The sequence below is a fragment of the Streptomyces sp. NPDC058289 genome (genome assembly GCF_042880975.1).
Lineage (GTDB): Bacteria > Actinomycetota > Actinomycetes > Streptomycetales > Streptomycetaceae > Streptomyces > Streptomyces stoeckheimensis.
In genome coordinates, this window is record NZ_JBHVYI010000015.1 from 1 (window position 1) to 21790 (window position 21790).

Below are 21790 nucleotides of genomic sequence, written 5' to 3' on the forward strand. Positions count from 1 at the left end.
GAACCCGTGGAGGGTTCCGCCCATCGGCGCGTACGAGCGGTGGCGTCAGCCCTTGAGCCGCGCCATCCAGGCCTCGACCTCGTCCGAGGTGCGGGGCAGCCCGGCCGACAGGTTCCGGTTGCCGTCCTCGGTGACGAGGATGTCGTCCTCGATCCGGACGCCGATGCCGCGGTACTCCTCGGGCACGGTCAGGTCGTCGGCCTGGAAGTACAGACCGGGCTCGACCGTCAGGCACATCCCGGGCTCCAGCGTGCCGTCGACGTACGCCTCGGTGCGCGCGGCGGCGCAGTCGTGGACGTCCATGCCGAGCATGTGACCGGTGCCGTGCAGGGTCCAGCGGCGCTGCAGACCCAGCTCCAGGACACGCTCGACCGGTCCCTCCAGCAGACCCCACTCGACGAGCTTCTCGGCGAGCACGTGCTGCGAGGCGTCGTGGAAGTCGCGGAACTTCGCGCCCGGCTTGACGGCGGCGATGCCGGCTTCCTGGGAGGCGTAGACCGCGTCGTAGATCTTGCGCTGGATGTCGGTGTACGTGCCGCTGATCGGCAGCGTGCGCGTGACGTCGGCCGTGTAGAGGGAGTGGGTCTCCACACCGGCGTCGAGCAGCAGCAGGTCGCCCGAGCGGACGTCGCCGTCGTTGCGGACCCAGTGCAGGGTGCAGGCGTGCGGGCCGGCGGCGCAGATGGAGCCGTAGCCGACGTCGTTGCCCTCGACGCGGGCGCGCAGGAAGAAGGTGCCCTCGATGTAGCGCTCGGAGGTGGCCTCGGCCTTGTCGAGCACCTTCACGACGTCCTCGAAGCCGCGGACGGTGGAGTCGACGGCCTTCTGCAGCTCGCCGATCTCGAAGGCGTCCTTCACGGCGCGGGCCTCGGAGAGGTAGACGCGCAGCTCCTCGTCGCGCTCCTTGGTGACCTTGTCGGTCAGGGCCGTCTCGATGACGGAGTCGTGACCGCGCACGGCACGGACCGGGCCCTCGGCCTCGGCCAGCTCCTCGGGAAGCTTGCGCACGTCCCTGGCCGGGATGCCCAGCAGCTGCTCGGCCTCCGTGAGGGAGTGGCGGCGGCCGACCCACAGCTCGCCGCTGCCGGAGAGCCAGAACTCGCCGTTCTCGCGGTCGGAGCGGGGCAGCAGGTAGACGGTGGCGTGGTGGCCGGTCTCCCCCGCGGGCTCCAGGACCAGGACGCCGTTCTCGGTCTGGTCGCCGGTGAGGTACGCGTACTCGGTCGAGGCGCGGAAGGGGTACTCGGTGTCGTTCGAGCGCGTCTTCAGCCGTCCCGCGGGCACGACGAGGCGCTCACCGGGGAAGCGCCGGGACAGCGCGGAGCGGCGGGCGGCGGTGTGCGTGGCCTGAGCGATCGGCTCCAGTCCACGCAGCTCGGTGTCTGCCCAGCCCGTGCGCATGCTCGCGGCGAGCTCCTCGCTGACGCCCGGGTACAGCCCGTTCTTGCGCTGCTTGTGCTTCTTCTTGGGCTGCTCTTCTTCCGGGGTCTCCGGGGTGAGCTCGTCAGCCACGTCTTCTCCTCAGTACGACGGACACGGACCGGGTATGGACCTCATCCATCGTATGGGTGAGCGGACGCCCCCCGACGGGTCGTGTGACAAATCCGCTAAACCGGGCCACACCGTCACACGCCCCGCCCTCATCTCCTCGTCACTCGAACCGGGCCGCGAGCAGCACGATGTCCTCCGATGCGTCCGCCGGGGACGGGGGGCCGTCCCCGTCGCCGTCCGGCAGCACCGTGCGCAGGATGTGGTCGCAGATGGCGGCCGGGTCCTCGCGGGCGCTACGGGGGATCCCCGCGGCGGCGGCGTGCAGCCGTGCGTACGCCCGGTCCATCGGGTCCCCGGTGCGCCGGAGCAGCCCGTCCGTGTACAGCAGCACCGTTTCTCCGGGCGCGGGCTCGATCTCCACGCTCGGGGCCTCCCAGCAGGACAGCATTCCGAGCGGCGCGGAGAGGGTGGTCTCCACGTACTCGGTGCGCCGCTCGCCGATCAGCAGCGGCGGGGTGTGCCCGGCCCCGGCCAGGATGAGCTTCCTCCCCCGGCCGTTCGAGTTCGGGCCCCCGGCAGGCTCGCAGTAGGCGAAGAGCGCGGTCGCCGAGCGCGCGGGCTCGGTCAGGCGCAGCAGCAGCTCCAGGTCGGAGAGGACGGCGACGGGGTCCTCGCCCTCCATGACGGCGTACGCGCGCAGCGAGGCGCGTAGCCGGCCCATGGCGGCGACGGCGCTCGGTCCCGAGCCGGTGACGGAACCCACGGCCAGGCCGAGGGCGCCCTCCGGCAGCGGCAGTGCGTCGTACCAGTCGCCTCCGCCGTGCGGGCCGGTGTGGTGCCGGGCGGCGAGCTGGACCCCGGAGATCCGGGGGAGCCGGCTGGGCAGCAGCTCCTCGGCGACGGTGGCCAGGCTGGTGCGGGCGCGCTCCACCTCCAGCATCCGGGCCAGGTGCTCGGAGGCGTGCCGGACGTACAGCCCGGCCAGGTCGCGCTGGCGGTCGTTGGGCTCCGCCTGTTCGTCGTAGAGCCAGACCGCCGCGCCGAGCCGGCCCGTGGCTTCGGCGGTCAGCGGCAGCGCGTAGCTGGCGGCGTAGCCGAGGCGGGCGGCGACCTCGCGGTGGCGGGGGTCGACGGGGGTGGCGTACCCGCCCGCACCGGGGCCGGGGGCCGTGCCGGGCTCGGGCAGGACCTCCGAGCCGCCGTTGGCGTCGGGCAGACCGTCGAGGATGCGGCCGTAGGAGGTGGCGCTGCGCGGCACCGTCTCGATGTGGCCGAGGTCGGCGTGGCCGAGCCCGAGGCCGATTGTGCTGGTGGGGCCGAGCCCGTCGGAGGGCTCCAGGACGATCAGGCCGCGCCGGGCGCCGACGAGGGCTGCGCCCGCCCGCAGGAACTCCTGGAGGGAAGAGGTGAGGTCACTGGCGCGGGCGAGCCGCTCGGTGAGCTCGTGGAGGGTGGTGAGGTCGGAGACCATGCCTGCGAGACGGTCCTGAATGACCGAGCTCGCAGCGGGGCCCTGCGCCGGGGCGTGGGCCGTTCGCGGGCTCGTCGAAGTGGACACGGCCGTGGGCACCGGTGTGGGCGCCACAGTGTGCGGGGACGCTGTGACGGCTGGATCGATTCCAGCCACTTTCGGCAGATGCGGGGCGCTCATGGCGTCCGCCTTTCCAGCTGGTGCGATTCGCCATATAGCATCGCAAACCCCCAGATCATGCTGCGCCGCTATCAATGAATCCACATCTACACGCACACGAGGAGCGATGTCCAGCATTGCCCAGGTGGGAATCCTGGTGTCCGTGGGACGGCAACTCACTGTCCGGTCAGGGCTAGAACTTGGCCGGAAAAAGCGGGAAGCGGACGGTTTTTGCGGTCGACTGGGCGAGTCCGTCGGCCGGTCCGGGTACGTAATCCGTTGCACCCGGGGAGAGTTGGCGCAGCCCGGTGCCCGCCGGGAACCGTCGGGCACGGCCCGTCGTCCCCATCGACGACAGCCGTCCCCCGCCGTCCCGGGTCGCGTACCGCCCCCGACGGACGTTTCATGGACCCGTAAGAAAACTGCACGAACCGTGTGAACCTTCTTCAAGCGGACAGTGACGCGAAACGTGTACGTGTAGTGAACCACCGCTTACATGGTGTGATGTGGCCCTCGGCGTTCAACGGAAAGGAACGAGCGCTCATGCGCGAGATCCTCGGAAGGCGTCTCCAGCGGCTCCGCAATCGCTTGCAATCCCTGCGCCCCGCCCCGCCGCAGGGTGATGCGCCGGCTCTCCTCGACGCGGCGCTGACCTGCGCCACCACCTGGAACTGGCCCGTGCTGCCGGGCGTCGGACGCTCCGGCGCCGACAGTGCGCGATGTGCCTGCCCCGACCCCGACTGCGTCGTACCAGGCGCGCACCCCTTCGATCCCGGGCTGCTCGCGGCCACCACCGACCCCCGAATGGTGTCCTGGTGGTGGGCCAACCGGGCGGGCGCCCCGATCCTGCTGGCCACCGGCGGGAGCGCGCCCTGCGCGGTGAGCCTGCCCGCCGCTGCGGCCGCGCGTGCCGTCGTACGACTGGACGCCGAGGGGATGCGGCTCGGGCCGATCGTGGCCACGCCCACGCGGTGGTCGCTGCTCGTGGCGCCGTACTCGCTGGAGCGGCTCGGCGAGATCCTCTACGCCAAGGACCACGTGCCCTCCTCGCTGCGTTTCCACGGCGAGGGCGGCTACTTGCTGCTCCCGCCCTCCCCCGCGATCGGCGGCGGCCAGGTGCGGTGGGAGCGCGAGCCGGCGGGGGTCGGGGAGATCTGGCTGCCGGAGGTGGAGGCGGTCGTGGACGCGCTGGTGGAGGAGAGCAGCGGGGCGTCGGGCGGCGGGAGCCGGCTCGCGTACTGAGCCCGTTCGCTGACGGATCACTCGTACGGGTGTCAGCGAGACGAGTTTCCAAGGGAATTGGGCGCGGGGATCTCCGTGCCCCGTTCCCGCATCGCTATCTTCGGCGAATGAATCTCCGCCTGATCGGTATCGGCGCCGGTGTGTTGATCATCTTGTCGCTCCCGCTGGCGGGAGCGATCGCCGGGCCGGAATTCGCCGGTCAGAGTGACGGAAAGGGCGGTGGGCTGCTCTCCACCTTCGGCCTCGGGCATCCCCCCAAGGGCACGCCGGGGGAATCGGGTTCCGCGGACTCGGAGAACGCCGAGAACTCCGCGAACTCCGCGAACTCCGGGGGCTCAGCCGATTCGGGCGGCTCGGGGGCGAGTTCCGCCTCCGGCCGGTCCCGTACGCCGGCCTCCGCCGCGGCGCCGGCCCGACCGGGCCCGGCCGAGCAGCCGCGTACGGACGCCCGCTGCGGACCCGAACTGTCCTCCCCGCAGGGGGTGGAGGCGCAGACGTGCGTCCTGTCGGGCGAGGGTCGGACGTGGGGGCGCAGCTACTACCGGAACACCAGCGGCCGCTCGCTCGACGCGGTGCTCACGGTGATGGGTCCGGCGGGGCGCACGGTGCAGATCCGCTGCGTGGTCGGCGCGGGCGACGAACCGGGTCTGTGCGAAACGCCGAGGGAGGAGTCGGCCGGAGTTCCGGGGGACTACTCGGCCGTAGCGGAATTTGCAGTTCCGGATGATGAAGGAGCCCTGCTCCTGCGGTCCGGGAGCAACTCACCGGTACCGAGTGACGGTTGAGCGTCACGGAAAATCAAGGGCCCGGTCGCTGGCGACGGGGGATGCACCAGCGACCGGGCTACAAGAACGGTAACAAGAGATCGCCTGTTCGCAAATTCGATCTCTGATATTCGGACACCGATTTGCAGGCGATTAGCGGGAGTTGTGACACCGATCACCGGTGGCCGGTCACCGGTGAGCCTCCCGCAGCCCCTCTCCGGGGGCTCCGGCGAGCCTCGTGGCCGGCCCGCGAACGGGCCGGCCGGCAGGTCAGCTGAGCGTGACCTGGCGGTTGGTGAGGCCGCCGCGGGCGCGGCGCTCCTCCGTGGTCAGCGGCGCGTCCGTCGCGAGGGCCGCGGCGAGCCGCTCCGCGAGCTCGGCCGCGGGCTTCTCCACGTCCTCGGCCGAGACCCCGGTCGGCAAGTCCCAGACGGGGACCATCAGGCCGTGGGCACGGAAGGAACCGACCAGCTTGGTGCCCTCGCCGAGCGAGGACGTGCCCGCGGCGTGCAGCCGCGCGAGCGCGTCGAGCAGCTTCTCCTCGGGGTGCGGCATGACCCAGCGAAGGTGGTTCTTGTCCGGGGTCTCGCACCAGTAGGCGGCATCCACGCCGGTCAGCTTGACGGTCGGGATGGCGGCCGCGTTGGCGCGCTCCAGGGAGGCGGCGATCTCCGGGGAAGCGCTCTGGGCGCTCTCCGCTTCCGGAATCCAGAATTCGAACCCGCTGTGGACAACCGGCTCGAAACCGCCGTCCACGGACAGGAGATCCTGAAGTCGCGGACCCTCGGCCGGAACCCGGCGGGCCGCGACGACGGTGCCGGGCTCGGCCGCGAGCGCGCGCTCCAGGGTGTCGGCCATGTCCCGGGCGAGGTCGCCGGTGGTCGAGTCGTTCTGCAGGCCGAGCAGGACGGAGCCGTCCTCGCGGCGCAGTGCCGGCGAGGCCAGCGGGAGTACGGTCACCAGCGTGACGGAGGGGACGCCCTCGGGCAGTCCGCTCTTGAGGGTGAGCGGCACGGTGGCGGCGGGGACGAGCTCGCGCAGCGCCACCCAGTCGCACTCGCCGGGCAGGCCCTCGAACGGGCGGGCCACGTGCTCGGTCACGGCGTGCGCGGCGGCCGCGCCGTGGCAGGCCTTGTAGCGGCGCCCGGATCCGCAGGGGCAGGGCTCGCGAGCGCCCACCACCGGGATCTCCCCGTTGTTGAGCTGCGGCTTTGCGGACTTCGCGGCGGGGCGCTTCTTGGCCATCGTGGGTGTCTCCCGGTTGCGGCGGTACGGCGTCGGTCTGGGCGCGAGCCTAGCCGTTCGTACCGCCACAACCGGTGGGGTGCGGCCGGGAGCACGGTCGGCGTGCGCTCCCGGACGGCCGCCATCCGTCCACCCGCGGTCGGGGACCGGTCGGATCAGGGATCCAGATCGTCGAAGGCCGTACTGAAATCGATCGCCGGGGGCGCAACGCGCGTAGCGAAATCCCCGTGCCGGGTCCCACAGGCAACGATCGCCCAGACGGTGACCTCACCCGCCGCTCCGTCCCGGACACCCCAGTCCTGGGCCAGGGCGCTGATGATGTTCAGCCCCCGCCCGCCCCGCGCGGTGACCGAGGGCTTGGCCGGGAGGGGGCGGGTGGGCCCGCCGCCGTCCGTGACCTCGACCGTCAGCCGCCCCGCCTTGTCGACGCGCCACGACGCGTGTATCCCGCCGTCGCCGATCTCCCGTGCGCCCAGCGGTCTGCCGTGCCGGCAGGCGTTGCTGAGTAGTTCGGAAAGGATCAGAACGGCGTCATCCACGATCGATTCGGACACCCCGCTGATGCGCAGCTGCTCGCGCATCCGGTGCCTCGCCTCGCCCACGCCCGCAGGACCATGGGACACGTCCATGCACGACGACGTGGGCACTTCTTGTGCCACCATCAACGCCACCCCCGGAACCTCCTTAGCCCCACGCATGGTCTGGATGCCCCAATGGCCTGGACCGGAAACCGACGGACCGGCGCCCTCTGACGCATTCGGGGCGACCGAACGCGGAGTGGATGCGCCGGTGCACACCCTGTAACGGGTGTTTCGCGTGGGACGGATGCGCAAAACGGGATGTCAGCGGCCTAGCTGTGACAAAACTTGTCGCGGTCTGTTCGTGATGATCGCTTCCACACCCAGATCAGCGCAGAGCTGAACATCTTCCGGATCGTTCACGGTCCAGACGTGAACGGAGTGCCCCGAGGCCTGAAGTTTGCGGATGAAGGCCGGGTGGTTGCGCACGATCCGCATGCCCGGCCCGGCGATCCGCACTCCGGCCGGGAGCCGCCCGTCCCGCATTCGGGGCGAGATGAACTGCATCAGGTAGACGGTCGGGACCGTCGGCGCGGCCGCCCGCATCCGGTGCAGGGAGCGTGCGGAGAAGCTCATCACCCGGACGGGGTGCGGCCCCTCGGCGGGCGGGGCGTCCAGTGCGAAGCGTTTGAGGAGGAAGAGCAGGCGCTCCTCCACCTGTCCGGCCCAGCGGGTCGGATGCTTCGTCTCGATGGCCAGCTGTACCGGCCGCCCGGCGTCCGCGACCAGCTCCAGCAGCCGTTCCAGGGTGAGCACGGAGGTCCGCTCGGGGTCCGCGTCCCAGTCGGGGGACTCCTCCCGGTCCTTCCACGAGCCGAAGTCGAGGGCGGCGAGGTCGGCCAGCTCCAGGACGGAGACGGCGCCGCGGCCGTTGGAGGTGCGGTTCACCCGCCGGTCGTGGACCAGGACGAGATGGCCGTCGGCCGTGAGCCGGACATCGCATTCGAGGGCGTCGGCCCCGTCCTCGATGGCCTTGCGGTAGGCGGCCAGCGTGTGTTCGGGGGCATCCTCCGAGGCGCCGCGGTGGGCGACGACCTGGATGGGGCGCGGCGTTGCGTGGGTCACCGGCTCATGGTGCCACCGAGAGGGGTCCGGATGTCGGGGAGAGTCCCGTGGGCGCTTCTGCAGATGCGTCCGAAATGTCGGAGATAAAGGATGGGGAGACTCACAGGTCCGGCTTACAGTGCTCTGACGGGTCATGGGAAAGGCTTTGCCCAGGAACTTGTACGGCACGTCGAACGTTCAGTCGGACCGATATCACCCGTATTTCTGAAGCCGTGTGTGACGAGGAGAGAGCGCTGTGAGCACCGAGAACGAGGGCACCGCGGCCCCGATGCCCCCCGCGACCCCGCCCGTCCCCCCGGTGGCCGCGCCCGTCGACGCCGCGCCGTCCGCGCCCGCCGCGTCGGCGCCCGTGGAACCGGTGACGCAGCAGTTGCCGCCGACGCCCGCGCCCGGCGCCGAGCCGACCCAGCAGCTCCCCCAGACCCCGGCGGCGCAGCCTGCGGCAGTGCAGCCCCCGGCGGCCCAGTCCGCCGCGCCCATCCAGCCTCCGGCTCCGGCCCCGGCTCCGGCCCCCGCGTACGCCGAGAGCCCGGTCCCGCCGGTCACCCCGGCGTACGCCGAAGCCCCTGCCCCGGCTCCGCAGGCGATGGGTGCCGAGGGCTGGCCTCCCCCGCCGCCCGCGGCCCCCGCGTACGGGGCCGGTGACGGCCACGGCGGTGGCGGCTGGGGCGTGCCCCTGGCCACCGACGGTGCCCCGCAGCCCAAGCGGAAGGGCAAGGGCGGCCTGATCGCCGGCGTGCTCGCGGCGGCGCTCCTCGCGGGCGGTGTCGGCGGCGGCGTCGGCTACTGGGCGGCCGAGCGGAGCGGCAACGGCTCCGGCTCGACCACGGTCAGCGCCGGCAACACGCCCAAGGACCTCAAGCGCGATGGCGGCTCCGTCGCGGGCCTCGCCGCCGGCGCGCTGCCCAGCGTCGTCACCATCGAGGCCTCGGCCGGCGACGGCGAGGGCGGCACCGGCACCGGGTTCGTCTACGACCAGCAGGGCCACATCCTCACGAACAACCACGTGGTCGCCTCCGCGGCCAACGGCGGCAAGCTCAGCGCGACCTTCTCCGACGGCAAGAAGTACGAGGCCGAGGTCGTCGGCCGCGCCCAGGGGTACGACGTAGCCGTCATCAAGCTGAAGAACCCGCCGTCCGGACTCAAGCCGCTGCCCCTGGGTGATTCGGACAAGGTCGCCGTCGGGGACTCGACCATCGCGATCGGCGCTCCCTTCGGCCTGTCCAACACGGTCACCACCGGCATCGTCAGCGCCAAGAACCGCCCGGTCGCCTCGGGTGACGGCTCCAGCGGCAAGAACTCGTACATGAGCGCCCTCCAGACGGACGCCTCGATCAACCCGGGCAACTCCGGCGGTCCGCTGCTCGACAGCCGGGGCGCGGTCATCGGCATCAACTCCGCGATCCAGTCGGCCGGCAACGGCGGCTTCGGCGGAGGCCAGGCCGGCTCCATCGGCCTCGGGTTCGCCATCCCGGTCAACCAGGCGAAGAACGTCGCCGAATCGCTGATCAAGACCGGCAAGCCGGTCTACCCGGTGATCTCGGTCTCCGTGGACCTCGCGGCCAAGAGCGACGGCGCGAAGATCTCCGAGACGGGCGCCTCGGCCAACGAGCTGGTCGACCCGAACGGCCCTGCGGGCAAGGCGGGACTGAAGCCCGGCGACATCATCACCGAGCTCGGCGGCAAGCCGATCGACAGCGGCCCGACCCTGATCAGCGAGATCTGGACCTACAAGCCGGGTGACACGGTGAAGCTGACCTACCTGCGCGGCGGCAAGCCGACCACGGTGGACATCACGCTCGGTTCGCGGGTCGGCGACAAGTAGCGGCCAACCGCCGCGCCCGGGTCGGCCCGGCGGGGCGGCAGGACCAACTGGCTTGATGGTGAGGGGCCGTAGGCGCGATTGTGCCTGCGGCCCCTCCCAACGTCCGCTTATGCTTCAACCGTGTTCGATTCGCGGCACATACGGACGTTCCACGAGGTGGTCGCCTCGGGGTCCTACTCGGCCGCCGCCCGGGTCCTCGGGTACACCCAGCCCGCGATCACACAGCAGATGAAGGCGCTCGAACGCGCCGTCGGCACCCCGCTGTTCACCCGCGTCGGACGGCGCATGCAGCTCACCGAGGCCGGGGAGTCCATGGCCCGGCACGCCGAGACCATCCTCGGCAGCCTCTCCGCCGCCGAGGCCCAGCTGAAGGCCTACGCCCGGCTGCGGACCGGCCGCGTCCGGCTGTGCGGCTTCCCCAGCGCCAACGTCACCCTGGTCCCGGAAGCCCTGAGCAGCCTGGCCAAGGAGCACCCGGGCATCCAGGTCGAGCTGCTGGAGGGGGAGCCCCCGGACTCCTTGCGCAGGCTGGAACGGGGCGAGTGCGATATCACCCTGGCCTTCACCTATCCCGGCCTGCACGAGGAGGTGCCGGAGGAGGTCGCCGAGGTCAGGCTCATGGAGGACCAGCTGACGGTGCTGCTTCCGACCGGGCACGCGCTGGCCCGGAGGCGGGCCGTGCACCTCGCGGACCTCTCCGAGGAGCGGTGGATCGCCGGCTGCCCGCGCTGCCGGGCGAACCTGCTGCACGAATGCGCGGGGCTCGGCTTCGTCCCCGACATCCGGTTCGCCACCGACGACAACCTGGTGGTCCAGAGTCTGGTCGCACAGGGCCTCGGAGTGGCCATGATGCCCGCGCTGGTGCTGCCCTCGCTCTCGCTGAGCAAGGTGTGCGGACGGGCCCTGCTGCCGGCCGCCCGCCGTCACATCGCCGCACACGTGTACCGCGACCATCTACGGGTCCCGGCGACGGCCGTGGTGCTGGAGGCCCTGAGGCAGGCGGCCTCGAACCGCGTCGGCTGCTGAACCGGCCCGCAGGCCCATCCGGCTCCGCCCCCAACCCATAAGCCGGTCTTGGGATTTCAGCTCATAACTGTCGTTGGACGTGATGGGTGGGCTCCTCGACGCTCCCCCTATGACCACCACCACGCCGGCCCGCACGACCGCGAGGACGGCCGCCCTCGTCAGTGAGATCCGTACGGTCGTGGACCGGGGACTGGCCCCCGATCTGACCGCCTACCTGGTCGGCGAACGCCTCGCCCCGCACCTGGGGATGCCCGGTCTGCTCACCTCCGAGCAGTGCGAGGGGCACTCCGACCGCTACCGGCAGCACGTCCTGCACGCGGAGCCGGACGGAAGCTTCTCCGTGGTTGCCCTGGTGTGGCTGCCGGGCCAGGAGACCGCCATCCACGACCACGTCTCGTGGTGCGTGGCCGGGGTGCACGAGGGCGAGGAGAGCGAGCTCCGCTATCGCCTCGCCCCCGCCACGGCCACCACCGGGGCCCGGCTGGTGGCGACCGAACACGTGGTCAACGGCCCTGGTGACGTCTGCGGGTTCGCCCCGCCCGGCGACATCCACAAGGTCCGCAACTCCTGTCGCACGAAGGCGATATCCCTGCACGTCTACGGCGCCGACGTCGTACGCCTGGGCAGCAGTGTCCGCCGCGTCTACACGCTCCCGACCGACTGATGGCCCTGCTGAACCGCCCGGTGCGCGGGGCGGGATCAATGGTTCCGGTCGATGTTTCACGTGAAACATCGTCATCCTGGCCCGGGTTGGGCCTCGCGGCGGCCGGAGTCCTGGTGGCCTGGTCGGTGCACCGGCTGGTGCCCTGGGCCCCGATGCTGACGGTGGCGGTGGTTCTCGGCATCGCCGCGGCGCACCTCCCCGGTCTACGGGGCTTCGTACGGGGACCCGCGCGCCCGGGCCTCTCCCTGGCCGGGCGTCGCCTGATGCGGATCGGCATCGTCCTGCTGGGCCTGGCGCTGGGGCTGGACGAGGTGCTCCGGCTGGGCTGGGCCACCGTGGCGATGGTGGCCGCGGTGGTGGCGGCGACCTTCCTCGGCACCCTCTGGCTCGGCCGACGGCTCGGACTACCCGGGGACCAGCCGTTGCTGATCGCCACCGGATACTCGATATGCGGGGCCTCGGCCATCGGGGCCGTCAGCCAGGTATCGGGCAGCGACGAGGAGGACGTGGCCTCCTCGGTGGCCCTGGTCACCTTGTGCGGGACCCTCGCCATCGCGGTACTCCCGCTCCTCCAATCCCCGCTCGGCCTCTCCGACCCGGACTTCGGCCGCTGGGTGGGTGCGAGCGTCCACGACGTCGGCCAGGTGGTGGCGACCGCCCAGACGGCCGGCCCCGGCGCCCTCGGCGAAGCGGTGCTGGTCAAGCTGATGCGCGTGGCGCTGCTGGCCCCGCTGGTCGCCGCGGTGGCCTTCTCGGTACGGGCCCGCCGGCGCGGGGTGCGCACGCCCTCGGGCCGCCGCCCGGCTCCGGTGCCGCTGTTCGTGGCCGGGTTCCTCGCCGCGGCCGCGCTGCGCGCCACCGGGGTATTGCCCGACGTAGCGCTGGAATGGGCGCACACCGCGCAGGAACTGCTGCTCGCCGCGGCCCTGTTCGGGCTGGGCAGCGCGGTCCACCTGCCCACCCTGGCCCGTACCGGCGGCCGGGCCGCCCTCCTGGGGCTCGCGGCCTGGGTGGTGGTGGCCGGAGCCTCGTACGCGGGTGTCCTCCTCACCACCTAACCGGAGTTGGCCATTTCCTGGCCGGAACCGACCGAACGTTCCGACTGCTGCCTGACATCTCGTTCCCGGCGTGCCACTCTGCCCCCGATCCGCACCGACAACTCTTCATCCGGGCACGGCAGAAGGAGTCATGCGTGAATCGCCATCGGACAGCCATATCGGTTCTGCTCGCGACGGGCGCCCTGCTCGCGGGTGCGTTGACGGCGGCCTCCCCCTCGACCGCCGCGCAGCGCCCCGCCTCCCCGGGCTCCTGGTCGGCCGAGCGGATGCGGGCCGCCACCCCGCTGGACATCACGGCCGCCCCGGGCACGACCGCCCGTACGGCGCCCTCCACCGCGGAGCGCCCCACGACGATCGCCCCGACCCCCGCGGGTTCCTCGCTCACGGCCTCCCCCGCGGCCTTCCCCCAGCCGGGCGGAGCCTGGACGTCCGGCGGCGCGGTGGTCAAAACCTCGGGCCGGGTCTTCTTCACCTTCAACGGGAAGAGCGCGTCCTGCTCGGGCGACTCGATCACCAGCGCCAACGGCAGCACGGTGATCACCGCCGGCCACTGCGTGAAGTACCAGGGCGCCTGGCACACCGACTGGATCTTCGTCCCGGGATACGACAACGGCAACGCGCCCTACGGGCAGTGGACGGCCACCAAGACCTTCGCGACCGACCAGTGGGTGGCGAGCGAGGACATGAACATGGACGTCGGCCTGGCGGTCGTCGCCCCGCTGAACGGCCGGACGCTCAGCCAGGCCGTCGGAGCCCAGGGCATCGTGTTCAACGGCGGCTACAACAAGAAGATGTACGCCTTCGGCTTCCCGGCGGCGGCCCCGTACGACGGCACCAGGCTCGTCTACTGCAGCGGCAACACCGGCAAGGACTTCCTGCTGACCAAGGACCACAGCCTGCCGTGCAACATGACCGGCGGCTCCAGCGGCGGCCCCTGGTTCCAGGACTTCAACGAGGCGACCGGTCTGGGCACCCAGGTCTCGGTGAACAGCTTCGGCTACACGTTCCTCCCGAACCGGATGTTCGGCCCGTACTTCGGCAACGAAGCGAAGGCGGCCTACGACAAGGCCCAGACCGCCTGACCTCCCGAAAATCCCCAGCGCCGCCCACCCCAACCGCCCGGTACTCTGTACCCGCCAGGTGGGTTGCCCGAGCGGCCTAAGGGAACGGTCTTGAAAACCGTCGTGGCGCGAGTCACCGTGGGTTCAAATCCCACACCCACCGCACCAGGCAGGGCCGAGGCCCAGCCCGGAAGGGGTGCCACCGATCAGGTGGCACCCCTTCTGCGTTCTCCCGGGCGGGCACCCGCCGCCCGCCGGGTCAGTAGTCCTTGAGGGTGATGGAGTTCGCGGCCTTCTGGATCGGGTCCATGACCTTGGCCATCATCCGCTCCTTGCCCGGCAGGCGGCCCAGGAGGGAGAACATGGTCAGCTGGATCGAGATCTGGCGCTTGGTCCGCATGACCATGTGCTTGATGTTCGAGGGGCCGAGCTTCTGGTTCTCCCCCGCGAAGCGGCGCATCTCGCGTTCGTAGCTCGCGAAGCCGGCCACGTGGTCGCCGCCGGCCGCCGCGAGCTCGCCCGCCAGGACGTAGGCACCGACCAGGGCCAGGCTCGTGCCCTGGCCGGAGGCGGGTGAGGCGCAGTACGCGGAGTCGCCGACCAGGGCGGTGCGGCCCTTGGACCAGTGGTAGGTGGGCCTGGCTGAGGGAGTCGAAGTAGAAGTCCGGGGCCTCGTCCAGGGCCGCGAGGAGCCGGGGCGCCTCCCAGGACTCGCCCGCGTACGCCTCCGCCAGCAGCTTCTTCTGCTGGGTGACGTCGTGCCGGTCGTACTCCAGCGGTCCCGAGGCGAAGAGGAACATCGCCTTCGCGCCGGTGTCCTTGGCGGTGCTGTACGTCAGGGCCGTGCGCAGGGGGAGACGTAGGTCAGCTCCCAGCGGTCGAGGTCGAGGTGGTTGGGGACGCTGTAGATCGAGACGTAGTAGCCGAGGTCCCGGATGAAGCGCTCCTCGGGGCCGAAGACGCGGCGTGCACCGCCGTCGAACTCCACCTCGATGCCGTTCGCGGTCTCCGTGGCGGAGGCGATGGAGTCGCCGAAGAGGTACTCGACACCGTCGGCTCCGTCGACGGTGAGGTCGTAGAGGATCCCGTTCAGGTCACCGCGCAGGATCTCCGCATCGTGGCCCGCGCGGCCGCCGAAGGTGTCGCCGTCCAGCGTCGCCACCCGCTTGCCCGCCGCGTTGACGATGGAGCCGCCCTTGGTCCCCCAACCATGAGAAGAAGATCCGCCGCGCTGTGGGTGGAGCATGGTGCGCGGGCTGGGCCGACGTCAACATCCGCCTGTGGAGCGGAAGATGGCGATCTATCGGTGGAAGTCCGGCCCGGTTTTACGTGAGGGTTCAGGGGATCGGAATTATGCGATTAGCCCCTTTGAGTGGTGTTTGTCAGAAGAACGGCGCGGGGCGTGGAGGCGCTCCGCTTGCGCCCGCATCATGACGAATGTATTCAGATCCGCCCGTCGGAACATCGCGAAATGAGGGACCCGTCATGGCTCACCGCAGCACCATCACGTCGATCTGGACCACCGTCCTCGCGGCCCTCGTGGCCCTCCTCGCCTCCCTCGGCTTCGGCGGCAAGGCCGCCCAGGCCGCCGCCACCCCGCTCTCCTCCTCCCCCGCCGCCGCCCCCGCGGCCGTCGCGTCGAACCGGCCGGCCTTCATGGCCCGACGGACCTGGAGGGCGATGATGCGCGGTGGTTCGCTCCCGCCCACCATCAAGCAGCGCATCCGCGCCGAGGCCCACGGCAAGACCCCGTCCGTCCGTCGCTCCACCACCGCCCTGTCCGCCGGTTCCGGAGCCGAGTCCGAGTCCGGGGTGGACGACAGCGTCCGTAGCGCTGCGATCGCCGCAGCGGTCCGCGTCGGAGCCGCTCGCCGGGAAATGGCCCTCGCCGCGTAGTGCGCGGCACGGAGCACTCGTACCGCGCAGACGCGGCACCCGTCGACCGCAGGTTCCGTCGACTGCAGGATCCGTTGATCGCAGGACGCAGGACGCAGGACGCAGGACGCAGGACGCAGGACGCAGGACGCAGGACGCAGGACGCAGGACGCAGGACGCAGGACGCAGGACGCAGGATCCGTTGACCGCAGGACGCAGTGCGCGCAGGTGCAAGGTGTAGGGCCCAGTGCGCGGCGCCCGGTATGCAGGACACCGCAGGACACGGCAGGACACAGCAGGACCCAGTACCCAGGACCCAGTACCAGGAGTACCCAACACCCAGTACTCCGCAGCACGCAGGAGCACGCAGGAGTAACGCAGCAGCACGCAGAAGCAAGGCAGCAGAGCGCGAGAGCAAACGCTGCAGCAGGCGCTTGAGCCCGGTCGGTCGGTGTGAGCAGGCCGCGACCGCGGATCGTGCCGTGAAGGTGCCCCGGAGCGGGGCACAGGGGGAAGGCCCCGGCGAGCGCCGGGGGCGTGCAGGGGGCGTGAAGCTTGGCAGCGCAGGGCCGCAGGCCCGGGAGACGGTGGGGTTCCCGGACGGCGCGGCCCTTTTCGGCATGTCCGGGGCCGGCCGTTTTGGCGGAACGGTTCGCCCCTTGCCCGGCGGGGGTTTCAGCAGGTCTCAAAGCGCTGACCTGGGGCGCCGGGGGCGCGAATGGGGTTTATCCGATGTTGGTCATACTTGCGGGGGAATCGAGGACTCCGGGGTGGTTCGCCGGGGATTCGGTGGGCAAGTCTGGTCTCGCGACGTCGTCACCACACGGAACGACCGAGGCGGTCGGCCAACTGCCTTGGAGTAAACCCCACTTCGGTTTTCTGGAGGATACAGACATGGCAAGCATCCGTACCGCCCGCGTCATCGCCGCCGTCGCCGCTCTCCCCCTCGCCGTCGCCCTCTTCGGCGGGGTGGCATCGGCCGACAACGGCTCCTTCGCGAACGACGGATCGAATGCGAGCGTCGCCAGCATCATCGGCAGCGGCGTGGGTGGCAACAACCACGGCAACTCCTCCACCTCGCAGCAGGTGGCCACCGGATCCGGCGCGTCCAACCAGAACAACACCGCGCAGGTCAACGGCTCGGCCTTCACTGCGATCGAACAGCACAACTCCACCGTCGCGGTGAACTTCTACCCCTGGTGGTAGCCGCGGCCTGAGCCGCACCGACTGTTGAGGGCGCCTGCGCGACCGGACCGGCTGGGGTCCGGTAGTGCGGGCGCCCTCGGGCGTTCTGGGCGCTCCGTCACAGCGCCACGGCCTTGACATCCACCTGGAATCTGACGGACAGTCAGGTCCACTTGATGATGTGATGCCGGGAGGCCAGCGCCGTGCACCTCGCCCCGACCGAAGGCCAGTTGCGGCTCCGTTCCGAGCTGCGGGAGTACTTCGGAAACCTGCTGCCGGACGGGGTGCCCGAGGACCCCGCCGAGCAGCGCGCACTACTGCGCCGGATAGGCGCCGACGGACTCCTCGGCCTCGGCTGGCCCGTCGAGTACGGAGGCCAGGGCCGCGGCCCGGACGAGCAGTTCGTGTTCTTCGACGAGGCCTACCGGGCCGGCGCCCCCGTCTCCATGGTCACCCTCAACACCGTCGGCCCGACCCTGATGAAGTACGGGACGCAGGAGCAGAAGGACTACTTCCTGCCCCGGATCCTCAAGGGCGAACTCGTCTTCGCCATCGGCTACTCCGAGCCCGAGGCGGGCACCGACCTCGCCTCCCTGCGCACCAGGGCCGTCCGCGACGACCAGGGCTGGCTGATCGACGGCCAGAAGATCTTCACCTCCAACGCCCAGAACGCCGACTGGATCTGGCTCGCCTGCCGCACCGACCCGGAGGCCCCCAAGCACAAGGGCATCTCCATCATCCTGGTGCCCACCGACGACCCCGGCTTCTCCTGGACCCCGATCGACACCGTCGGCGGCCTGACCACGACCGCCACGTACTACGACTCCATCCGCGTGCCCGCCGGCAACCTCGTCGGCCCCGAGCACGGCGGCTGGGGCCTGATCACCAACCAGCTCAACCACGAACGCGTGGCCCTCGCCGCCATCGGCATGCAGGCCGAGGACTTCTACCGGGGCGCGCTCGACCACGCCCGTACCCCCGACCCGGTCACCGGCGAGCGTCCCGTCGACCGCCCCTGGGTGCAGTCGCGGCTCGCCGAGGCCCACGCGCGCCTCGCCGCCGTACGCCTCCTCAACTGGCGCCTCGTCCAGGACGTCGGCGCCGGCACCCTGGCTCCGGGCGACGCGAGCGGCGTGAAGTTCCTGGGCACCGAGTCCACCGTCGAGGTGTACCGGATCTGCCAGGAGGTGGTGGGGGAGGAGGCGCTCGTCCGGGGATCCGGCCCCGAGGTCTTCGCGGGCGGGGAGCTCGAGCGGATGAACAGGGCCGCCCAGATCAACACCTTCGGGGGCGGCGTCAGCGAGGTCCAACGGGAGATCGTCGCCATGATGCGGCTCGGTATGAAGGGAAGGAAGCGATGACCGCCACGCCCGCCACCGAAGCCGCGGAAGCGGCAGCAGCAGGAGCAACAGCAGCAGAAGAGGGGACGGAAGCAGCGCGCTTCCACACCCTGCTCGCGTCCTTCGAAGGGCAGCCCGCCGCCACCGCCGGCCAGGGCAAGGACGCGGTCAACGAGCCGATGATCCGCCACTGGTGCGAGGCGATGGGCGATGCGAACCCCGCCTACACCGGGCCGGACGCCATCGCCCCGCCCACCATGCTCCAGGCATGGACGATGGGCGGGCTCTCCGGTCACGGCGACCGCTCTTCGGCCTACGACGATCTCCTCGCGCTGCTCGACGGCGCGGGCTGCACCTCCGTCGTCGCCACCGACTGCGAGCAGGAGTACCTGAGGCCGCTGCGCCCCGGCGACGCGATCACCTTCGACGCCGTCATCGAGTCGGTGTCGCCGAGCAAGGCCACCAAGCTGGGCACGGGCCACTTCGTGACCACCCGCATGGACGTCCACGCGAACGGCGAACTCGCCGGGACCCACCGCTTCCGGATCCTCAAGTACGCCCCGGCGGCGAAGAAGCCCACCGCGCCGCAGAAGCCCGCCAAGCCCGCCCAGCGCCCGCGCCCCGTGATCAACCGCGACAACCAGGGCTTCTGGGACGGCGTCCGCGAGCACAAGCTCCTGATCCAGCGCTGCACCGCCTGCGCAACGCTCCGCTTCCCCTGGCTCCCCGGCTGCAACACCTGCGGGAGCCCGGACTGGGACACGGTCGAGGCGTCCGGGGCCGGCACGGTGTTCTCGTACGTGGTCATGCACCACCCGCCCTTCCCCGCCTTCGACCCGCCCTACGCGGTGGCCCTCGTCGAACTCGCTGAAGGGGTCCGCATGGTCAGCAACATCACCGGCGTCCCGTACGACAAGGTCCGCATCGGGCTGCCCGTGCGCCTGGAGTTCCTGCGCGTGGACGAGGAACTGGAACTGCCCGTCTTCCGGGGGAGCGAAGGCTGATGGACTTCCACCCCACCGAGGAGCAGGCCGCCGCGACGGGACTCGCCGCCCAGATCTTCGGCGACCTCGCCACCCACGACCGCCTCGGCGCCGCCGGCACCGGCAGTGACGCCGAGCTGTGGAAGGCCCTCACCACTGCCGGGCTGATTGCCGCCGTCGAGGACGTCGGCCTGCTCGGCCTGGTGCTCCTGCTGGAGGAACAGGGCCGCACGACCGCGCAGGTCCCGTACGCCGCCACCTGCGTGTACGGGATCCTCGCCCTGACCCGGCACGGCACCGACGAGCAGCGTGCACGGCTGCTCCCCGCGCTGGGCTCCGGCGACGCGGTCGCCACCGGAGCCTTTCCGAACCGCGGCCGGATCACCGCTTCGCCGGACGGCCGGCTCACCGGCGGCGCCCCCGCCGTGCCCTGGCTGCGCGAGGCCACGCACGTCCTGGTCCCGGACGGGACGGGAGCCCTGTGGCTCGTACGGACGGACGGACCCGGGGTGCGTACGGAGCCGGTGGAGACCACCGCTCCCTGGTCGGCGGGCCGCCTGATCCTGACCGGCGCCGAGGCGGAACGGGTCGGGGGGGAGGGCGCCTACGCGGACGTGCTGGCCGTCGCCCGGACCGCCTTCGCCGGGCTCCAGGCGGGGGTCTGCGCGGGCTCGCTGGCCCGGGCCGTGGAGTACACCTCCACCCGCGAGCAGTTCGGCCGGCCGCTCTCCACCAACCAGGGCGTCATGCTGCGCGCGGCCGACGCCTACATGGACACCGAGGCGATACGGGTCACCACGTACGAGGCGGCCTGGCGCGTGGACGAGGGGCTCCCGGCGGGCGAGCACGCGCTGACGGCGGCCTGGTGGGCCTCGGAAGCGGGCAAACGGGTCGTCCACGCGGGCCAGCACCTGCACGGCGGCATGGGCGCCGACCTCGACCACCCGGTCCACCGGCACTTCCTGTGGGGACGCCAGCTCGACGCGTACCTGGGCTGCGGCAGCGAACTGCTGGCCGAGCTGGGCGCGGTCCTGTCCGAAGACACGCCCGAGGGGGACGAGGCATGAACATCGGCGACACACTGCCGTCGCTGGAGATACCGGTCAGCCGCACCCTGATCGTCGCGGGCGCGATCGCCTCCCGCGACTACCAGGACGTGCACCACGACGCGGTGCTCGCGCGGGAGAAGGGCTCCCCGGACATCTTCATGAACATCCTGACGACCAACGGTCTGGTCGGCCGGTACATCACCGACCACCTCGGCCCGCGCGCGGTCCTGCGCAAGGTCGCGATCCGCCTCGGGGCCCCGAACTACCCCGGCGCCACCATGACGCTGACCGGCACGGTCACCGCCCTCGACGGGAACACCGCCGAGATCCGCGTGGTCGGCGCCAACGGCATCGGCCACCACGTCACGGGCACCGTCACCGTCACGCTGGACACCACGCCGGACACCGCGCCGGACACCACGCCGGACGGCCCCGGCACCCTCGGCACCCCGGAGGGCACGGCATGAGCGTCCGCACCCGTGACCAGCTCGGCGGCCGCGCCGCCATCGCCGGTATCGGCGCTACCGAGTTCTCCAAGGACTCCGGCCGCAGTGAGCTCAAGCTGGCCGTCGAAGCCGTGCACGCGGCCCTCGACGACGCCGGGCTCACCCCCGCCGACGTGGACGGCATGGTCACCTTCACGATGGACACGAGCCCCGAGATCACCGTCGCCCAGGCGGCCGGCATCGGGGACCTGTCCTTCTTCTCCCGCATCCACTACGGCGGCGGCGCCGCCTGCGCCACCGTCCAGCAGGCCGCCCTCGCCGTCGCCACCGGGGTCGCCGAGGTCGTGGTCTGCTACCGCGCCTTCAACGAACGCTCCGGCCGCCGCTTCGGCTCCGGCGTCCAGCAGCGCGAGCCCTCGGCGGAGGGCGCGGCGCTCGGCTGGTCGCTGCCCTGGGGGCTGCTCACGCCGGCCTCCTGGGTGGCCATGACGGCCCAGCGCTACCTGCACGCCTACAACCTGACCCCGGAGGCCTTCGGCCACGTCGCGGTCACCGACCGCCGGCACGCGGCGAACAATCCGGCCGCCTACTTCTACGGCAAGCCCATCACCCTCGCCGACCACGCGGCCTCGCGCTGGATCGTCGAGCCGCTGCGGCTGCTCGACTGCTGCCAGGAGACGGACGGCGGCCAGGCCATCGTCGTCACCACCGCCGAGCGGGCCCGCGACCTGCGGCAGAAGCCCGCCGTGATCACGGCGGCGGCACAGGGCGCGGGCCGCCGCCAGGAGGCCATGTCCTCCTTCTATCGGGACGGGCTCACCGGGCTCCCGGAGATGGACGTGGTCGCCCGCCAGCTGTGGCGGACCAGCGGACTGCGGCCCTCGGACATCGACGTCGGCATCCTCTACGACCACTTCACGCCGTTCGTGCTGATGCAGTTGGAGGAGTTCGGCTTCTGCGCACCGGGAGAGGCGGCCGATTTCGTGGCCGCGGACGCGCTGCCGCTCAACACCCACGGAGGCCAGCTCGGGGAGGCGTACCTGCACGGCATGAACGGCATCGCCGAGGCGGTCCGCCAGCTGCGCGGAACCTCCGTGAACCAGGTCTCCGGGGCCGCCCACGCCCTGGTCACAGCCGGTACCGGGGTCCCGACCTCAGGCCTGATCCTGGGCGCGGACGGCTGATCCGTCCCTCATGGAAGCCCCGTGGAAGCCCCGCAGAAGCCCCGCGGAAGCCCCGCGGAAGCCCCGCCTCCTCCACCTT

At 71.5% G+C, this 21790-nt stretch carries 19 protein-coding genes, 1 tRNA gene and 2 pseudogenes; 15 read left to right on the forward strand and 7 right to left on the reverse strand.

Annotated elements, in window-relative coordinates:
- Positions 1–45: 45 nt before the first annotated feature.
- Both ACFVX6_RS10115 and ACFVX6_RS10120 read right to left on the reverse strand, forming a co-directional pair.
- Positions 46–1512 carry an aminopeptidase P family protein gene (locus tag ACFVX6_RS10115; protein ID WP_389689816.1) on the reverse strand — a complete coding sequence of 489 codons (1467 nt, stop codon included), beginning with the start codon at positions 1510–1512 and terminating at the stop codon, positions 46–48.
- Positions 1513–1651: 139 nt separating this feature from the next.
- Positions 1652–3259: a PP2C family protein-serine/threonine phosphatase gene (locus ACFVX6_RS10120; protein WP_389689818.1), complete on the reverse strand. Its 1608-nt coding sequence runs from the start codon at positions 3257–3259 to the stop codon at positions 1652–1654.
- A gap of 405 nt (positions 3260–3664) precedes the next feature.
- On the opposite strand from ACFVX6_RS10120, the gene ACFVX6_RS10125 reads away from it, so the two are divergent.
- Both ACFVX6_RS10125 and ACFVX6_RS10130 read left to right on the forward strand, forming a co-directional pair.
- Positions 3665–4363 (forward strand): bifunctional DNA primase/polymerase, encoded by a 699-nt coding sequence (locus tag ACFVX6_RS10125; RefSeq protein ID WP_389689820.1) that lies wholly within the window; start codon positions 3665–3667, stop codon positions 4361–4363.
- A gap of 107 nt (positions 4364–4470) precedes the next feature.
- Positions 4471–5148, forward strand: coding sequence for a hypothetical protein (locus ACFVX6_RS10130; RefSeq protein ID WP_389689822.1), 678 nt, complete (start codon positions 4471–4473; stop codon positions 5146–5148).
- 249 nt (positions 5149–5397) lie between these two features.
- Here ACFVX6_RS10130 and ACFVX6_RS10135 read toward each other — a convergent pair whose 3' ends face one another.
- From ACFVX6_RS10135 to ACFVX6_RS10145, 3 genes and pseudogenes are all read right to left on the reverse strand, one after another.
- The gene (locus tag ACFVX6_RS10135) at positions 5398–6372 is read right to left on the reverse strand and encodes a DUF5926 family protein (protein WP_389689824.1); all 975 of its coding nucleotides are present in this window, start codon (positions 6370–6372) and stop codon (positions 5398–5400) included.
- A gap of 155 nt (positions 6373–6527) precedes the next feature.
- Positions 6528–7129 (reverse strand): annotated as a pseudogene (locus ACFVX6_RS10140) (ATP-binding protein).
- An 85-nt stretch (positions 7130–7214) separates the two neighbouring features.
- The gene (locus ACFVX6_RS10145; RefSeq protein ID WP_389689826.1) at positions 7215–8015 is read right to left on the reverse strand and encodes a glycerophosphodiester phosphodiesterase; all 801 of its coding nucleotides are present in this window, start codon (positions 8013–8015) and stop codon (positions 7215–7217) included.
- Between the two features lie 235 nt (positions 8016–8250).
- Here ACFVX6_RS10145 and ACFVX6_RS10150 point away from each other — a divergent pair, with 235 nt between their 5' ends.
- From ACFVX6_RS10150 to ACFVX6_RS10175, 6 genes are all read left to right on the forward strand, one after another.
- On the forward strand, positions 8251–9840 hold the full coding sequence (locus ACFVX6_RS10150) for a S1C family serine protease (RefSeq protein WP_389689828.1): 1590 nt from the start codon (positions 8251–8253) through the stop codon (positions 9838–9840).
- 120 nt (positions 9841–9960) lie between these two features.
- Positions 9961–10866, forward strand: coding sequence for a LysR substrate-binding domain-containing protein (locus ACFVX6_RS10155; protein ID WP_389689830.1), 906 nt, complete (start codon positions 9961–9963; stop codon positions 10864–10866).
- Between the two features lie 109 nt (positions 10867–10975).
- A complete protein-coding gene (locus ACFVX6_RS10160) occupies positions 10976–11530 on the forward strand; it encodes a cysteine dioxygenase (RefSeq protein ID WP_389689832.1) in 555 nt (184 codons plus the stop codon).
- Positions 11530–12588 carry a YeiH family protein gene (locus ACFVX6_RS10165; protein WP_389689834.1) on the forward strand — a complete coding sequence of 353 codons (1059 nt, stop codon included), beginning with the start codon at positions 11530–11532 and terminating at the stop codon, positions 12586–12588. The genes ACFVX6_RS10160 and ACFVX6_RS10165 overlap by 1 nt, the downstream gene beginning before the upstream one ends.
- 134 nt (positions 12589–12722) lie before the next feature.
- Positions 12723–13670 carry a peptidase gene (locus tag ACFVX6_RS10170; protein WP_389689836.1) on the forward strand — a complete coding sequence of 316 codons (948 nt, stop codon included), beginning with the start codon at positions 12723–12725 and terminating at the stop codon, positions 13668–13670.
- 57 nt (positions 13671–13727) lie between these two features.
- Positions 13728–13812: transfer RNA gene (locus ACFVX6_RS10175), tRNA-Ser, on the forward strand.
- A gap of 96 nt (positions 13813–13908) precedes the next feature.
- Here the strand turns inward: ACFVX6_RS10175 and ACFVX6_RS10180 are convergent.
- A pseudogene (locus ACFVX6_RS10180) lies at positions 13909–14292 on the reverse strand (FAD-dependent monooxygenase); the annotation flags it as partial.
- Between the two features lie 192 nt (positions 14293–14484).
- Positions 14485–14895, reverse strand: coding sequence for a hypothetical protein (locus tag ACFVX6_RS10185; protein ID WP_389689838.1), 411 nt, complete (start codon positions 14893–14895; stop codon positions 14485–14487).
- A gap of 239 nt (positions 14896–15134) precedes the next feature.
- On the opposite strand from ACFVX6_RS10185, the gene ACFVX6_RS10190 reads away from it, so the two are divergent.
- From ACFVX6_RS10190 to ACFVX6_RS10220, 7 genes are all read left to right on the forward strand, one after another.
- On the forward strand, positions 15135–15545 hold the full coding sequence (locus tag ACFVX6_RS10190; protein WP_389689840.1) for a DUF6344 domain-containing protein: 411 nt from the start codon (positions 15135–15137) through the stop codon (positions 15543–15545).
- An 873-nt stretch (positions 15546–16418) separates the two neighbouring features.
- The gene (locus ACFVX6_RS10195) at positions 16419–16730 is read left to right on the forward strand and encodes a hypothetical protein (protein ID WP_250738547.1); all 312 of its coding nucleotides are present in this window, start codon (positions 16419–16421) and stop codon (positions 16728–16730) included.
- 182 nt (positions 16731–16912) lie between these two features.
- Positions 16913–18070, forward strand: a complete 1158-nt coding sequence (locus ACFVX6_RS10200; RefSeq protein WP_389689842.1) for an acyl-CoA dehydrogenase family protein — start codon at positions 16913–16915, stop codon at positions 18068–18070.
- Positions 18067–19053 (forward strand): bifunctional MaoC family dehydratase N-terminal/OB-fold nucleic acid binding domain-containing protein, encoded by a 987-nt coding sequence (locus ACFVX6_RS10205; protein WP_389689844.1) that lies wholly within the window; start codon positions 18067–18069, stop codon positions 19051–19053. Before ACFVX6_RS10200 ends, ACFVX6_RS10205 begins: the two co-directional genes overlap by 4 nt.
- Positions 19053–20099: an acyl-CoA dehydrogenase family protein gene (locus ACFVX6_RS10210; RefSeq protein WP_389689846.1), complete on the forward strand. Its 1047-nt coding sequence runs from the start codon at positions 19053–19055 to the stop codon at positions 20097–20099. The genes ACFVX6_RS10205 and ACFVX6_RS10210 overlap by 1 nt, the downstream gene beginning before the upstream one ends.
- The gene (locus ACFVX6_RS10215; protein WP_389689848.1) at positions 20096–20548 is read left to right on the forward strand and encodes a MaoC family dehydratase; all 453 of its coding nucleotides are present in this window, start codon (positions 20096–20098) and stop codon (positions 20546–20548) included. Before ACFVX6_RS10210 ends, ACFVX6_RS10215 begins: the two co-directional genes overlap by 4 nt.
- Positions 20545–21711, forward strand: coding sequence for a lipid-transfer protein (locus ACFVX6_RS10220; protein WP_250738542.1), 1167 nt, complete (start codon positions 20545–20547; stop codon positions 21709–21711). The genes ACFVX6_RS10215 and ACFVX6_RS10220 overlap by 4 nt, the downstream gene beginning before the upstream one ends.
- Positions 21712–21790 lie beyond the last annotated feature (79 nt).